This window comes from Roseovarius sp. MBR-6, from assembly GCF_040547525.1.
Lineage (GTDB): Bacteria > Pseudomonadota > Alphaproteobacteria > Rhodobacterales > Rhodobacteraceae > Roseovarius.
The window spans coordinates 1-14,838 of the sequence record NZ_JBEPPW010000021.1 but is presented as its reverse complement, the minus strand read 5'-3'; the positions used below and the strand labels follow the sequence as shown (position 1 = coordinate 14,838).

Here is a 14,838-nt window from a genome sequence, read left to right as displayed (position 1 = left end):
AGGACCGGGGACAACCGGAGGAAACCCGAATGAACGAGATGACACAGGTGGCGGGCAATCAGCGCGCGCCGTTCAGGACCCGTTACGACAATTTCATCGGCGGCGCGTTCGTGCCCCCCGTGAACGGGCGCTATTTCGACAATATCACCCCGATCACCGGCGCGGTGGTCTGCGAGGTGGCGCGGTCGGACGCGGCGGATGTGGAACTGGCGCTCGATGCCGCCCATGCCGCGAAGGAGGGCTGGGGCCGGACATCCGCCGCTGAGCGGTCGAACATCCTGTTGAAAATCGCCGATGTGATCGAGGCCAATCTGGCACTTATCGCGCTGGCCGAGACATGGGACAACGGCAAGCCCATCCGCGAGACGATGGCCGCCGACATTCCGCTGGCAGTCGATCACTTCCGCTATTTCGCGGGCGTTCTGCGCGGGCAGGAAGGCACCATGTCCGAGATCGACCATGACACGGTCGCCTATCACTTCCACGAGCCGCTGGGCGTCGTGGGGCAGATCATCCCGTGGAATTTCTCGATCCTGATGGCGGCGTGGAAGCTTGCGCCGGCGCTGGCGGCGGGCAATTGCATCGTGCTCAAACCGGCGGAGCAGACCCCCGCCGCGATCATGGTGCTGGCCGAGTTGATCGCCGATCTGCTGCCTGCGGGCGTGCTCAACATCGTCAACGGCATGGGCGCTGAGGTGGGCGCGCCGCTGGCGCGCAGCCCGCGCATTGCCAAGATCGCCTTTACCGGCTCGACCGAGACCGGGCGCAAGATCATGCAGGCCGCGACCGAGAACCTCATTCCCGTCACGCTGGAACTGGGCGGCAAATCGCCCAACATCTTCTTCTCCGACGTGATGGCGCAGGACGACGCGTTTCTCGACAAGGCGGTCGAGGGCTTCGTGCTCTTTGCCTTCAATCAGGGCGAGGTCTGCACCTGCCCCAGCCGCGCGCTCATCCAGGAGGATATCTACGAAGAATTCATCGCCCGCTGCATCGCGCGGGTGAAGGCGATCAAGCAGGGCGATCCGCGTGACCCCGAAACCATGGTCGGCGCACAGGCCAGTGCCGAGCAACAGGACAAGATCCTGTCCTATCTGACCATCGGTGTCGAAGAGGGGGCCGAGGTTCTGGTCGGCGGGGATGCCGCGCGGTTCGACGGCGAACTGGCGGGGGGCTATTACGTGCAGCCCACGATCCTGAAAGGCCACAACAAGATGCGGGTCTTTCAGGAGGAAATCTTTGGCCCCGTCGTCAGCGTCACCACCTTCAGGGACGAGGCCGAGGCATTGGCCATCGCCAATGACACGATGTATGGCCTGGGGGCCGGGGTCTGGACGCGCGACGGCAGCCGCGCCTACCGGTTCGGTCGCGCCATCGAGGCAGGCCGCGTCTGGGTCAACAACTATCACGCGTATCCGGCCCATGCGGCCTTTGGCGGCTACAAGCAGTCGGGCGTCGGGCGCGAGAACCACAAGATGATGCTCGACCACTATCAGCAGACCAAGAACATGCTGGTCAGCTACAACCCCAACAAGCTCGGCTTTTTCTGAGGGTATACCTGAAACGGGTATCGGTCGCCGGGGGCACCCGGCGGCCAGTCATTTCAGGAACGCACGTTCCGCCTCTTCCGAGAGCGGCTCTGACGCTCCGGCCCCGGCATAGAACGCGTCGAGCGCGTCGAGCGACGAGGCAGGCGCATAGCCGGTCGCCTGCGATGCCGTTGCGACCGCAAAGCGCAGGGACCAATCGGCCCCGTCCCGGCAGGCGATGCCGACATGACCTTGCCCGCCCACTGCCGCCGTCTCGTATTCACGGCAGAACGCGCCCGCGCCATCGGTGAAGGACGCAACCACGTTCATGCGCCGCCCGTCCGCCAATGTGATCCCGGCCCCCGAGGGCAGTGTGTTCAACCGCTCCTGCACGGCGGCGCTCAACAGCGGCGCACCGGTTTCCGGTGCGCCGGGGGCAAGAAACATCCCCGCCGAGAGACCGACCACCAGCGCAAGCGAGGCGGCCAGCGCCATCGGCTGCCAACGCGGCGCGGCGCGGCGCAGCGGCACCACGTTTCCGGCCGCGGGCGGCGTGGTTGCGGCCAGCGCCCGGATGCGCGCCTCGAGATCGGGCGAAACCGCCGCCTCGGGATCTGCCAGCGAGGCCTGTCTCGCCAAGTCCGCCGTCTGCGCGTAGAGCGCATAGCGGTCCGCCAGCGCCGGGTCCGACTTGATCGCGGCGTGCAGGCGCGCGGCCTCGTCGCCGTCGATCTCGCCATCGGCGAGCGCCATCAGTGTGTCATCGTCAATATCCATCGGCGCAATCCTTTGCGTTGCACGGCGTCAACGGCCCGCCCGGCCATTTATTCCCACTTTTTCGCCTAGTGCGCGCCGCGCCCGGCTCAACCGGCTCATGACGGTGCCTTGCGGTATGCCCAGGGTCTGCGACGTCTCGGCATAGCTCAGGCCCTCGACGCAGACCAGATGCAGCACCGCGCGCTGATCTTCGGGCAGGGTTTCCATCGCCGCCCGCACCGATTGCAGCATCAGCCGGTCATCGGTCTGCGCGGCGCTGTCGACCGGATCGGGCTGCGGGGTGTCGTGGATATCCACCGTCTCGCCCCGCGTCCTGTCACGGCGCAGCATGTCGATCCAGGCGTTGCGCAGGATGCGGAACAACCACGCCTCCAGCCGTGTCGCAGGGTCGAACTGATGGCGCGCACGAAAGGCGCGCTCGGCGGTGATCTGAACGAGGTCCTCGGCAATATCGGGCTTGCGGCAGAGCGATAGAGCAAACCGCTTGAGGTTCGGCAGGAGCGCCACGATGTCCTCGACAAAAGAATCCTGCATGAACCACGCTGACCTGTTTGGTAACATCGCCGGGAATAAATCCCGGCTCGCCTCGTTTTGAGATAGATGGCATGACTTGCGTCGGAGGCAAAAGGAGATTTCCACCATGCGCGTGATTGGACTTCGAGTCCTGGTTTGCATCCTGTGGCTGGTCGCGCTTGGTGTGCTTTCGGTCATGCCGCACAGCCCGGTCTCCACGGTGGCCTGGGCCGATGATGGCGGCGAGGGGGGGGACAGCGACAGCGGTGATGACGGCGACAGCAGTGATGACGGCGGAAGCAGCAGCGGCAGTCGCGGCGGAGAACGTGGCGGCAGCGCGCGGTCAGGCGAGGGTGTCAGCCCTCGAGAGCTCATTCGCGAAATACGGCGCATCTTTCGCGGGCCGCCCGAGCCGCCGCGCCGTGCCAGTCCGCGACGGCAGGCCGCGCCGAGACCCGACCGCGCCCCGGCCGAAGTGATTGCCCGTGGTCTGACCGAGGAGCAGGAGACGGCGCTCGTGGATCAGGGCTATGTCGTGCTGGAGCAGGTGGATCTTTTCAGCCTTGCCACCACGGCGCATCGTCTCCGGGTGCCCGAAGGCACCTCGCTCGAGGAGGCGCGGGACGCCATTCGCGCGCTGCCCGGTGCAGAAACCGCCGATTTCAATCATTACTACCGCGCGGGACAGGGCAGCACGGCAGAGACCGCACAGCCCGATGGCCCGCCTGCCTGTGAGGGTCTGCATTGCGCGGCGCGCGGGATGATCAACTGGCCGTCGTCAATTGGCCCCGAGGGATGCGGTGCGCCGGTGACGATCGGCATGGTCGATACCGGGCTCAACACGGATCACGAGGTGCTCTCCGGGGCCGATATCGACCTCACGCGCATCACCCCCGAGGATTACCTGGCCTCCGCTGCCATTCACGGCACGGCGGTTGCCTCCATCCTTGTGGGCGATCCCGAAAGCCGCGTGCCCGGTCTTCTGCCCGGTCTGCCGCTGGTGGCGGTGGACGCGTTCCACAAGGTGTCAGGCGACGAGCGCGCCGATGCCTTCACGTTGGTGCGCGCGCTCGATCACCTCTCGGAGCGCGGCGCGCAGGTGATCAACCTCAGCCTTGCGGGGCCGCCCAATTCAGTCCTCGAGGACACGCTGTTGCAACTGACCGGGCAACGCGGAATCCCGGTGATCGCGGCGGCGGGCAATGACGGCCCCCGGGCAGAGCCGGCCTATCCGGCGGCTTATGACAACGTGATCGCGGTAACGGCGGTCGATCGTGGCGGCACCATCTATCGCCGCGCCATTCGCGGCCCGCATGTCGAAATCGCGGCCCCCGGCGTCGAGGTCTGGACCGCCGCTTCGGTCAAAGGCGCGAGGTGGCAGACCGGCACGTCCTTTGCCGCGCCCTATGTCACGGCGGCGGTGGCGCTCTGGCTGCAACACGACCCGATGCTGACGCCTGCCGACATTCGCGCGCGGCTGACCGCCTCGGCGCGTGACCTTGGGCCGGACGGCCCTGACGAGACATTCGGGCAAGGTGTTCTCGACCTCGGCGGCACCTGCCCCGGGCAGGCGGTGATCGTGCCCTCCGCCGCCTCTGCCGTGACGGAATAAAGCCACCGCCTTTCTGCGATCCGAAAAAAACGCCGTGCGCCGGGAATAACTCCCGGCGCACGGCGTTTGCATGACAACGGATCACTGACCGGGAGAGGAACGATGAAAGACACCCTGATCGAGACAACCCCCACCGCCGTGCGCCGGGTCACCGTGTGCAGCAGCGCCGGGCGGCTCAGTGCCGGTATCATCCGGCCCGCCCGCCTGTCGGACGCGCCGCCGCTGGTGGTGCTGCACGGTATTTCGCGCAACGCGGGCACGCTGGCGCGGCTCTTTGCCCCCGAGGCCGAGCGCACCGGGCGCACCCTGATCGTGCCGCATTTCCCGGCTGAAACCTGGCCCGATTTCCAGCGTCCGAGCAAGAAGGCGCGCCCGGATCTGGCCCTTCTGGCCTTGCTCGATCTGGTGGCGGCGGAGTATCCGGATATCGCCGGGCCGGTGGATATTTTCGGTCATTCCGGTGGCGCGCAACTCGCACATCGTCTGGCGATGCTCTATCCGCACCGCGTTGCCGCGCTCCATCTGGCGGCGGCGGGCTGGTATTGTCTGCCCAATGAGTCGATGCGCTATCCCTACGGCCTTGCCGCCGGCACGGATACCTTTACCGCCAACTGGGCGCGCCGCCACGCCGCAGCGCTGCGCGCGTTCCTGGACATCCCGGTTTGCGTCCATGTCGGCACCGACGATGTGACCCGCGACGACGCCCTGCGCACGACGAGCGCGCTCGACGCGCGGCAAGGCAGGCACCGTTACGCGCGGGCCCGCACCTATGTGACCGCCCTCAACGCTGCCGCAGAGGCCGCAGACCTGAGCCCGCGCGCCCGCCTGATCGAGATGGCCGACTGCGATCACGACGTGGTGCGCGCGATCACCGAAAATCACCTTGCCACGCGCGTGCTGGACGCCCGCGCAGCCCTGACCTGATCCCCCCTTTGCCAATATTTCACCCCACAGGAGAGACGACATGACCCTCGCCGATACGCTTGCCCATGCCAAATGGACCTTTGCCACCCGCCGTGTGGACCGCGCCTGCGTGGCGGGCACGGATACCGATTTCGCCGCCGCCAAACCCGGCGACCTGATCCTTGCCCATGTCGACCGCCTCGGTCAGCACCGCCGCGTGCAACTGCCCTCGGGGCGGCCCTCGCTGATCTTTCCGGGGGACGCGGTGGTGATGGCCTGCGGCGCGCGCTACGCCCCCGATCAGTTCGAAGGGCTGGCCGAGATCGACGCCGAGGGTGCCGACCTTCTGGCCGGGGGCGGATGCATCGGCCGCATGGTCGCGCGCAACAGCCGGATCAAACCGGCGACGCGTCTGGTGCCGTCCGCCCGCTTGCTGGGGGCTGACGGGCGCGCGGTCAACCTCGCGCAATTCGCGCTCGGCCCCCGCCACGCCGCGCCGCTCCCGCCGGTGATCGGCGTGCTTGGCACCTCGATGAATTCCGGCAAGACGCTTGCCACCGCGCAGCTTGTGCTTGGTTTGCGGCGCGCGGGCTTTCGCGTGGGGGCGATCAAGGCGACGGGGACCGGGGCCTTTGGCGATGTCAACGAATACAGCGACAGCGGCGCGCATTACGTGGGCGATTTCACCGATGCGGGCATGGTCACCACCTACCTGGAACCGCTCGACCGGATCAAATCCGCCACCGAGACCCTGATCGCCGAGGCCGGGCATCATGGTTGTGACATCGTGGTGATGGAGGTGGCCGACGGCCTTTTGCAACGCGAAACCGCCGGATTGATTGCCGATCCGTGGTTTGCACGGCTGATCTCGGGGCTGGTGTTTGCCTGCGGCGATGCGGTGGCGGCCATGGGCGGCGTGGCGCATCTGGCGCGGCTGGAGCTCGTGCCCGATGCGCTGACCGGCCTTGTCAGTTGCTCTCCCATGGCCTCGAACGAGGCGCAGGCGGCCACCGGCCTCTCGGTGCTGACCAAAGAGGACCTGGCCGATCCCGCCGAGGCCACCGGCCTTGCCCTGCGCGCAGGCCTGGGCCGTCAGGAGGCCGCATGATGCCCATGCCGCGCCTTATGGAGAACGGCCGCTGGCGGGGTCTGGTGACGGTCAGCCTCGTGACGCTGGTGCAGGGGGTGGCCGCCGGGGCGGCGGCCTTCGCAACGCGTGGATTGTTCGAGGCAATGCATGCAGGCACACCCCTGCCGCCCGGTCTGCTCGCGGCGCTGATCGCCTCCGGCCTCGTCATCGCCGGGGCGCGGGTTCTGTCGCGGCTGATGGGCGAGCGGCTGGGACAGGACTATGCCCTCGCCATTCGTCTGGCGCTGCTCGATCACGCCTCGGGCATGGCGGCGAGCGCCGTCGCCAAGCGACGCAGCGGCTACATGAGCCTGCGCTTTGTCAGCGACATGACCGCCTTTCGCAACTGGCTGGGCATGGGGCTGCCCCGGCTGATCGCGGCCATGGTGATGATCCCCGCCGCCTGCGCCGTGCTCTGGCTGCTCGAGCCGCGCTTTGCGCTCGTCATCGCGCCGCTGTTTGCGGCCACATTGGCGGTGCTGGCCGTGGCCGGGCCCCGGCTGGAGCCGCTGCACCGCCGCCTGCGGGCCCGCCGCGCGCGCATCGCCGCCGAAATGGCCGAACGGATGCCGCTCGCCCCCGAGCTTGACCGTCTGGGCCGCCGCCCCGCCGAATTGCGCCAACTGCGCAAGCAGAGCGAGCGGATGATTCGCGCAGCCCTGCACCGCCTGACATGGGCGGAATCGCTCAAGGCGCTGCCGGACGCCATGGCGGGCCTCGCCGCCTGCGCCGTCATCGTCACCGGCGCAAAGACCGGTGTCAGCACCGGTGCCATCGCCGGCGCGCTTGCCGCGATCGGCCTTGTGCTGACCCCGCTGCGCGATCTTGCGGGCGTCTGGAATTTCCGCGCGGCCTATCTCGCCGCGCGAAAGAAAGGCATCGCAGCCCTGTCACGCGATCAGCGTGGCATTGGTTCGGGTGAAACCCGCCTGCCGAAAGGGGCCGCTCATGTTGCGGTGCGCGACCTTGAGACACCCTCCGGGGCGCTTCTGTCGCTCGACATCCCGGCAGGCCAGACAACGGACCTGACCTGTGATCCAGCCGATGCCGATACCCTGTTCCTGGCCTTGTGCGGCCTGGAAAAGGTGCCGCCCGGCCATGTTGTCCTGTCGGGCATCTGCCTCAGCGACCTGTCGCGCGGCAGCCTCCGGCGCGGGGTCCAGCGCCTGACCAGCACGCCCTTGGTGCTCACGGGCTCTTTGCGGCGCAATCTTGCCCTCGGCCTGCTCCGCCGCCCGTCGGATGTCAAGCTGAGGAAAGCCGCCCGCGCTGCCGGGCTACGCGCCGTGATGGACCGGATCGGCGGCCTTGACGGTGCCCTGTCCGAGGGCGGGCGCACCCTGACGGCGGCGGATCGCAGCGCGCTCTCGCTCGCGCGGATCCTGCTCGGCCAGCCGCTCCTTGTGTTGGTGGATGACGGGTTCTGGCAACTCGATCCCAAAGCCAGGGACGCTTTTTCAGCGCATCTTGCCACGACCGGGGCAACGATCCTGCGCCACCCTGTATTGGCGCATGCGGACACGGCCGGGCCGCTCGCCGCATGAGGATCGTTCCGCCGGTGTCAGGTCGATACGCGCCCTCGGCAGGTCAGGAATTCGTGCCTGCTGGTCACAGTCTCCGGATCAAGGCCGGTGCCCCCGCCAGAAACCATGAGAACGTGCAAGATCCCCGGGTGCAGCGCGGACTTGCCCTTTTGTCGCGCCGATTGTAGGCAGTGAGAGGTTCATTTTCCGGGGGTTCCGATGTCCGACGATCCCAAGACGCTTGTCTCCACCGGCTGGCTGGCCGCCCATTTGAAGGACCCCGATCTGCGGGTTCTCGATGGCACGACCTTTCTGCCCGGCACGGGGCGCGATGCGCGGGCGGAATATGCGGTGGCGCATATTCCCGGCGCGCGGTTTTTCGACATCGAGGATATCAGCGATGCGCGCTCGGCGTTGCCGCACATGGTGCCGCCGGTCGAGAAATTCATGTCCAAGCTGCGCGCCATGGGCGTGGGCGACGGGCATCAGGTGGTGGTTTATGACAGCCACGGCCTTTTCTCGGCGGCACGGGTCTGGTGGCTGTTCCGGTTGATGGGGCAGGAGAACGTGGCCGTGCTGGACGGAGGCCTGCCGAAATGGCAGGCCGAGGGGCGCGAGATCGAGGATATGCCGCCCATCGTGCGCGACCGGCACATGACCGTGCGGCGGCAGAACCACATGGTGCGCGACGTCACGCAGGTCTCGGCGGCGGCCAAGCTCGGCGATCACGAGATCATCGACGCACGCTCGGCCGGGCGCTTTCGCGGCGAGGAACCCGAGCCGCGCCCCGGCTTGCGCTCGGGTCATATTCCGGGTTCCAGAAGCGTGCCCTTCACGACCCTGCTCAACCCTGACAAGACCATGAAGGATGCGGCGGGGCTGCGCGCGGCCTTTGCGGCGGCGGGGGTCGATCTGGGCAAACCGGCGATCACCACCTGCGGCTCGGGGCTGACGGCGGCGGTCATCAATCTGGCGCTGGAACGGATCGGCAAGACCGATCACGCGCTCTATGACGGATCATGGGCGGAATGGGGGGCCTTTGCCACTCTGCCCGTCGCAACGGGAGAGGCATGATGTTCGAGCACCTGAAGGAAAAACCCGCCGACAAGATCATCGCGCTCGGCCAAGCCTATCGCGAGGATCCGCGCGAGACCAAGATCGACCTTGGCGTGGGGGTCTACAAGACGCCGGAGGGCGTGACGCCGATCATGCGGGCCGTAAAGGCCGCCGAGAAACAGCTTTGGGAGACCGAGAGCACCAAGGCCTATACCGCGCTGGCGGGTGATCCGGCCTTTCTTGACGCGATGATCGGGCTGGTTCTGGGCGATGCGGTGACGCGCGACCAAGTCGCGGCCATTGCCACGCCGGGCGGCACCGGCGCGGTGCGGCAGGCGTTCGATCTTGTCCGCATGGTCAATCCGGGGGCGCGGGTGTTCGTGTCGGACCCGACATGGCCCAACCATCTGAGCATTCTTGCGCATATGGGAATCGAGGTGGTGATGTATCGCTATTTCGACAGCGCCACCTGTGCCGTCGATTTCGCGGGCATGATGGCCGATCTGGAGGCGGTGCGCGCGGGCGATGTGGTGCTGCTGCACGGCTGCTGTCACAATCCCACGGGGGCCAATCTCAACCTGACCGAATGGCGGGCGGTGGTGGATCATCTCAACGCGCGCGGTGCTCTGCCGATGATCGACATCGCCTATCAGGGCTTTGGCGACGGGCTGGAAGAGGACGCAGCGGCGGTGCGGTTCGTGGCGGCCAATTGCCCCGAGGTGCTCATTGCCGCAAGCTGTTCCAAGAATTTCGGCATCTACCGCGAGCGCACCGGCATCCTGATGGCGGTCGCGCAGGACAAGGGCCTGCACAAGGTCACGCAGGGCAATCTGGCCTATCTCAACCGGCAGAACTATTCCTTTCCGCCCGACCACGGCGCGCGGCTGGTCAGCATGGTGCTGACCGATGACGCGCTTCGCGCCGACTGGCAGGCGGAACTGGAGGAGGTGCGGCTTGGGATGCTCAAGCTGCGCGAGCAGTTGGCGGGGGAGTTGCAGCGTCTCTCGGGCTCGGACCGGTTCGGGTTCATCGCACAGCATCGCGGCATGTTCTCGCGCCTCGGCGCAAGCCCCGAGCAGGTGGAGCGGTTGCGCGCGGAGCATGGCATCTACATGATCGGGGACAGCCGTATCAACATCGCCGGGCTCAATGCGTCGACCGTGCCGGTGCTGGCGAAAGCGATGGTCGAGGTCGGGGTCTGAGTAGCAAGGGGGCGGCCCGAAAGCCGCCCCGCTCGACTGGCTTACTTGGGCAGGATCACCGCGTCGATGACGTGGATCACGCCGTTGCTGGCCTCGATATCGGCCTGCACCACGTTGGCGCCATCCACGGTGACGCCGCCGGTCGTGCCGATGGTGACCTCGCCGCCCTGAACGGTCGCGGCGGTCATGCCGTCCGACAGGTCGCCCGACATGACCTTGCCCGGCACCACGTGATAGGTGAGCACGGCGGTAAGCTGGTCCTTGTTCTCGGGCTTGAGCAGGTTCTCGACCGTGCCTTCGGGCAGGGCGGCGAAGGCCTCGTTGGTGGGGGCGAAGACGGTGAAGGGGCCATCGCCCTTGAGCGTGTCGACAAGGCCCGCGGCGGTGACGGCGGCGACGAGTGTCGAGAAGCTGTCATTGCCGGCGGCGATGTCGACGATGTCCTTCTTGTAGCCGTGCCCGTCGGCAAGCGCGGGGCCGGTCATCAGGACAGCGGCGGTAAGAGCGAGGCAAGTTCTGCGAAGCATGGAATTGTCTCCTTTGGTTAACCGTTTTCACGATACCGTTCGTGGCATCGTCGGGAGGGTTACGCGGGCCGGGGCAGGGTGGTTCACGGGGGATTTCCGCCGAGGCCGCTTGACGAAACGGAACGGGTCGCTAAGCCACACGGTTCGGTAACATCCAATCACGATTTTGTGATCAGGCGGCTTTCCGCCCTTGTTTCAAAGGCGTTCCAATCGTGTTGCGCGGCGCAGCAGGGGCAAACGGGCGGATCGCCCGAGCGGCACCAAAGCTGGCGGATTCGTGTCTTGCCGGGTGGCGGTGAATAGCGCAGGGTCCGGCCAGAGATCCCGCGCGAGGGGCCGGGACCGAGGCGATATTTCGGAGAGTTCTTATGGGTTACGTCACGCAGATCCTCGAGGTTCTGGCGCTCTTGTTCGTGTTTCTGCTTGGGGTGGCGGTGCTCGCGGTGCTGGTATTCTATGTCATCGACCGCACACAGCCGGGCGACGCGATCCGGCGCAACTATCCGGTGATCGGGCGGTTTCGGAACCTCTTTACCAAGCTGGGCGAGTTCTTTCGCCAGTATTTCTTTGCCATGGACCGCGAAGAGATGCCGTTCAACCGCGCGCAACGCGACTGGGTCAGGCACGCGACGCGCGGCAAGGGCAACACCATCGCCTTTGGCTCGACGCGCAATCTCAATGTGCCCGGAACCCCCATCTTCGTGCCGGCGGTGTTTCCGCCGCTCGACGATCAGTTCGCGGTGACCGCCCCGATGGAGATCGGGCCGGGGGCGGCAATCCCCTACAAGGCGAAGTCGATCTTCAATATCTCCGGCATGAGTTATGGCGCGATTTCGCGCCCCGCCGTCGAGGCGCTGAGCCGGGGGGCGGCGCAGGCAGGGATCTGGCTCAATACCGGCGAGGGGGGCCTCAGCCCCTATCACCTCACGGGCAATTGCGACATCGTCTATCAGATCGGCACGGCCAAATACGGCGTGCGCGACGCCGAGGGGCATCTGTCGGACGAGAAGCTGCGCGAGGTGTCGGATCATCCCTGCGTCAAGATGTTCGAGATCAAGCTGGCGCAAGGCGCCAAGCCCGGCAAGGGCGGCATCCTCCCCGGCGCCAAGGTCGACGCCGAGGTGGCGCGCATCCGCGGGATCCCCGAAGGGCAGGACAGCATTTCTCCCAACCGTCACGCCGAGGTGGACGATTTCGACGACCTCATAGACATGATCTGCCATATCCGCGAGGTGACGGGGCGGCCCGTAGGGTTCAAGACCGTGATCGGATCGTCCGAGGCGTGGGAGCCGTTCTTCGAGCGGATCATCGTGCGCGGGGCAGACTGCGCGCCCGATTTCATCGCCATCGACGGCGGCGAGGGGGGCACGGGGGCCGCGCCCATGCCGCTCATGGATCTGGTGGGGATGCCATTGCGCGACGCGCTGCCGCGCATGGTCGATCTGCGTGACCGATACGGCCTCAAGGAGCGGATCCGCATGATCGCGGCCGGCAAGCTGATCAATCCCGGCGATGTGGCCTGGGCGATCTGCGCGGGCGCTGATTTCGTCACCTCGGCGCGTGGTTTCATGTTCGCGCTGGGCTGTATCCAGGCGCTGAAATGCAACAAGAACACCTGCCCGACCGGGATCACCACGCATGACCCCTACCTGCAACGCGGGCTGGTGGTCGAGGACAAATACATGAAGGTCGCGCATTACGCCAAATCGGTGATCAAGGAGGTCGAGATGATCGCCCATTCCGTCGGCGTGGCCGAACCGCGGCTGATGCGGCGGCGGCATGTGCGGATGGTGCAGGCCGATGGCACCTCGATCGCGTTCAACAAGATCCGGCCCAGCTATCAGCCGCCCGAAGCGGCGAGTTGACGGGGCTGGCGCGGGGCGGGGGACGCGCTATCTTCTCTGCAAACAGGAGGATGTCATGGCCCATCGTTGGACAAACAGGTTGCGGGCGGCGGATGTGACGCCCGAGGCGCTCTGGCTGAACCGCCGAGCGGTTTTGGGCGGGCTGACGGGGCTTGGCCTTGTGGGGGCGGGCCGCGCACGCGCGGAAGCGCTGGAGCCGAACGCCTGGGACGATATCACCACCTACAACAACTATTACGAGTTCGGCACCGACAAGGGCGATCCGGCCCGCAACGCGCGGATGCTGACAACCACGCCCTGGACGGTGCGCATCGACGGTCTTGTGGACCGGCCCGGCGATTACGATTTCGCGGATATCATGGCGCAGATGACTATCGAGGAGCGGATTTACCGGTTCCGCTGTGTCGAGGCGTGGTCGATGGTGGTGCCGTGGAACGGGTTCGAACTGGCCGACCTGCTCAGCATGGCGGGGGTGCAGGCGGGGGCGACGCATGTGGCCTTCGAGACGGTGTTGCGGCCCGACGAGATGCCCGGTGTCCGCTACCCGGTGCTTGATTGGCCCTATATCGAGGGGCTGCGCCTCGATGAGGCGCTGCACCCGCTGACGATCATGGCCACGGGCATTTACGGCCGCGACATTCCCAACCAGAACGGCGCGCCGCTGCGGCTTGTGGTGCCATGGAAATACGGGTTCAAGTCGATCAAGTCGGTGGTGCGGATCACGCTGACCGACAAGCAGCCGCCGACAAGCTGGAACAAGGCCAATCCGCGCGAATACGGGTTTTATTCCAACGTGAACCCCGAGGTGGACCATCCCCGCTGGAGCCAGGCCACCGAGCGGCGCATCGGCGGCGGCCTCTTTGCGGGCCGCGAGCCGACGCTGATGTTCAACGGCTATGGCGACGAGGTGGCGGGGCTCTATGCGGGCATGGACCTGAAAAGGAACTTTTGATGGGGCGCGATGGATGATTCCGACAGGTGGTCTTGGGTCGGCGATTGAGGCGCTGCGCTGTCCTTGTTGAGGACCTTTATAGCGACAGCGCGCGCCTCCCGATCTTGGCGCTGTCACCGTGACTTCGGGAGTGGGCCTATGGGTGAAGAAAAAGAAATCGTGCTGACATCGACGCTGACCTGTCCCGACTGTGGGCATGCCCAAACCATGATCATGCCGACCGACGCTTGTCAGTTTTTCCTTGAGTGCATGACGTGCCACGCGGTCTTGCGACCGAAGGACGGGGATTGCTGCGTTTATTGTTCCTACCGCGACGTGCCGTGCCCGCCTGTTCAACGCAACGATACTTGTTGTGCATGACCGGACTGGTTGACCGGATCAACGCGCTGGCGCGGCGGGTGCCGGTCTGGGCCATCTGGCTTGGGTATGGCTGGGCCGCGCCTTGGCTTGTGTATCTGGGCGCGACCGGCCGGCTTGGGGCAGAGCCGATCAAGGCGCTGGAGCGCGAACTTGGTGAAATCGCGCTGCAACTGCTGATCATCGGGCTGTGTCTGACGCCGCTGCGCCGATACCTGGGCGTGAACCTCCTTCGGTTTCGCCGCGCCATCGGCCTTCTGGCGTTTTCCTATGTCTGCCTGCATCTCGCGGTGTGGCTGTTTCTCGATGTGCAGGACGCGGGCCGCATCTGGGCCGATATCGTCAAGCGCCCCTACGTGACGGTGGGCATGACGGCATTTGCCCTGATGATTCCGCTGGCGGCTACCTCCAACAACCGGTCGGTGCGCTGGCTGGGGCAGCGTTGGCGGGTGTTGCACCGGCTCACGTATGCGGTGGCGGTGTTGGGGGCTATTCATTTCATCTGGCTCTCCAAGGGCTTTCAGATCGAGCCGCTGGTCTACCTGGCGGTGATTCTGGGGCTTCTGACGCTGCGATGGCGCTTCGCGCGTCGCCAGCGCAGCGCTTGAGTCGGGTCTTGTCAGGGGCATGGGCGGCTCACTTGCGGGTAAGTCTGTGGATAACACATGATATGGTTTCAGCGTCGGCGATCAGGCCGCAAGAAACTTGCGTCTCCCGCGTCTCCGGCAATGATATTGTTACCCTAACCCGTTAATTTTCTGTGAAAATCCGCCTACATGAAGAAAAAATGACGAATGCGGAAAAAACCTCTTGCGACTCTTTGGTGCTGCTCGTAAATACGCCTTCACCAGCGGCGCTGAGGCGGTGTTGGTTGGTTCTGGGGATTGAGGCGC

At 66.1% G+C, this 14,838-nt stretch carries 14 protein-coding genes; 11 read left to right on the top strand and 3 right to left on the bottom strand.

Annotated features, from left to right (window positions below):
* The first annotated feature begins 29 nt into the window (after window positions 1-29).
* Complete coding sequence (gene adh, locus ABIE57_RS17845; RefSeq protein ID WP_354540389.1) at window positions 30-1,550, top strand: aldehyde dehydrogenase; 1,521 nt, start codon at window positions 30-32, stop codon at window positions 1,548-1,550.
* A 48-nt stretch (window positions 1,551-1,598) separates the two neighbouring features.
* Here adh and ABIE57_RS17840 read toward each other — a convergent pair whose 3' ends face one another.
* Together ABIE57_RS17840 and ABIE57_RS17835 are read right to left on the bottom strand one after the other, a co-directional pair.
* Complete coding sequence (locus ABIE57_RS17840; protein WP_354540388.1) at window positions 1,599-2,306, bottom strand: anti-sigma factor family protein; 708 nt, start codon at window positions 2,304-2,306, stop codon at window positions 1,599-1,601.
* Window positions 2,307-2,333: 27 nt separating this feature from the next.
* Entirely contained in the window at window positions 2,334-2,840 is a 507-nt protein-coding gene (locus ABIE57_RS17835; protein ID WP_354540387.1) for an RNA polymerase sigma factor, read from the bottom strand.
* Window positions 2,841-2,946: 106 nt separating this feature from the next.
* Here ABIE57_RS17835 and ABIE57_RS17830 point away from each other — a divergent pair, with 106 nt between their 5' ends.
* The 6 genes from ABIE57_RS17830 to ABIE57_RS17805 all read left to right on the top strand — a co-directional run bounded on the left by ABIE57_RS17830 (window position 2,947) and on the right by ABIE57_RS17805 (window position 10,244).
* Window positions 2,947-4,431 (top strand): S8 family serine peptidase, encoded by a 1,485-nt coding sequence (locus tag ABIE57_RS17830; protein ID WP_354540386.1) that lies wholly within the window; start codon window positions 2,947-2,949, stop codon window positions 4,429-4,431.
* A 102-nt stretch (window positions 4,432-4,533) separates the two neighbouring features.
* Window positions 4,534-5,355 carry an alpha/beta fold hydrolase gene (locus tag ABIE57_RS17825; protein WP_354540385.1) on the top strand — a complete coding sequence of 274 codons (822 nt, stop codon included), beginning with the start codon at window positions 4,534-4,536 and terminating at the stop codon, window positions 5,353-5,355.
* A 40-nt stretch (window positions 5,356-5,395) separates the two neighbouring features.
* Window positions 5,396-6,442 carry a P-loop NTPase family protein gene (locus ABIE57_RS17820; protein WP_354540384.1) on the top strand — a complete coding sequence of 349 codons (1,047 nt, stop codon included), beginning with the start codon at window positions 5,396-5,398 and terminating at the stop codon, window positions 6,440-6,442.
* Entirely contained in the window at window positions 6,442-8,007 is a 1,566-nt protein-coding gene (locus ABIE57_RS17815) for an ABC transporter transmembrane domain-containing protein (protein WP_354540383.1), read from the top strand. The genes ABIE57_RS17820 and ABIE57_RS17815 overlap by 1 nt, the downstream gene beginning before the upstream one ends.
* A 198-nt stretch (window positions 8,008-8,205) precedes the next feature.
* Complete coding sequence (sseA, locus tag ABIE57_RS17810; protein ID WP_354540382.1) at window positions 8,206-9,060, top strand: 3-mercaptopyruvate sulfurtransferase; 855 nt, start codon at window positions 8,206-8,208, stop codon at window positions 9,058-9,060.
* Window positions 9,060-10,244, top strand: a complete 1,185-nt coding sequence (locus ABIE57_RS17805) for an amino acid aminotransferase (protein ID WP_354540381.1) — start codon at window positions 9,060-9,062, stop codon at window positions 10,242-10,244. The genes sseA and ABIE57_RS17805 overlap by 1 nt, the downstream gene beginning before the upstream one ends.
* A 41-nt stretch (window positions 10,245-10,285) precedes the next feature.
* Here ABIE57_RS17805 and ABIE57_RS17800 read toward each other — a convergent pair whose 3' ends face one another.
* Window positions 10,286-10,771: a fasciclin domain-containing protein gene (locus ABIE57_RS17800; RefSeq protein ID WP_354540380.1), complete on the bottom strand. Its 486-nt coding sequence runs from the start codon at window positions 10,769-10,771 to the stop codon at window positions 10,286-10,288.
* Between the two features lie 368 nt (window positions 10,772-11,139).
* On the opposite strand from ABIE57_RS17800, the gene ABIE57_RS17795 reads away from it, so the two are divergent.
* The 4 genes from ABIE57_RS17795 to msrQ all read left to right on the top strand — a co-directional run bounded on the left by ABIE57_RS17795 (window position 11,140) and on the right by msrQ (window position 14,553).
* Window positions 11,140-12,636, top strand: coding sequence for an FMN-binding glutamate synthase family protein (locus ABIE57_RS17795; protein WP_354540379.1), 1,497 nt, complete (start codon window positions 11,140-11,142; stop codon window positions 12,634-12,636).
* A 55-nt stretch (window positions 12,637-12,691) separates the two neighbouring features.
* Window positions 12,692-13,588: a protein-methionine-sulfoxide reductase catalytic subunit MsrP gene (gene msrP, locus ABIE57_RS17790; protein WP_354540378.1), complete on the top strand. Its 897-nt coding sequence runs from the start codon at window positions 12,692-12,694 to the stop codon at window positions 13,586-13,588.
* A gap of 138 nt (window positions 13,589-13,726) precedes the next feature.
* Window positions 13,727-13,948, top strand: a complete 222-nt coding sequence (locus ABIE57_RS17785; RefSeq protein ID WP_354540377.1) for a GDCCVxC domain-containing (seleno)protein — start codon at window positions 13,727-13,729, stop codon at window positions 13,946-13,948.
* Window positions 13,945-14,553 carry a protein-methionine-sulfoxide reductase heme-binding subunit MsrQ gene (gene msrQ / locus ABIE57_RS17780; RefSeq protein ID WP_354540376.1) on the top strand — a complete coding sequence of 203 codons (609 nt, stop codon included), beginning with the start codon at window positions 13,945-13,947 and terminating at the stop codon, window positions 14,551-14,553. The genes ABIE57_RS17785 and msrQ overlap by 4 nt, the downstream gene beginning before the upstream one ends.
* Window positions 14,554-14,838 lie beyond the last annotated feature (285 nt).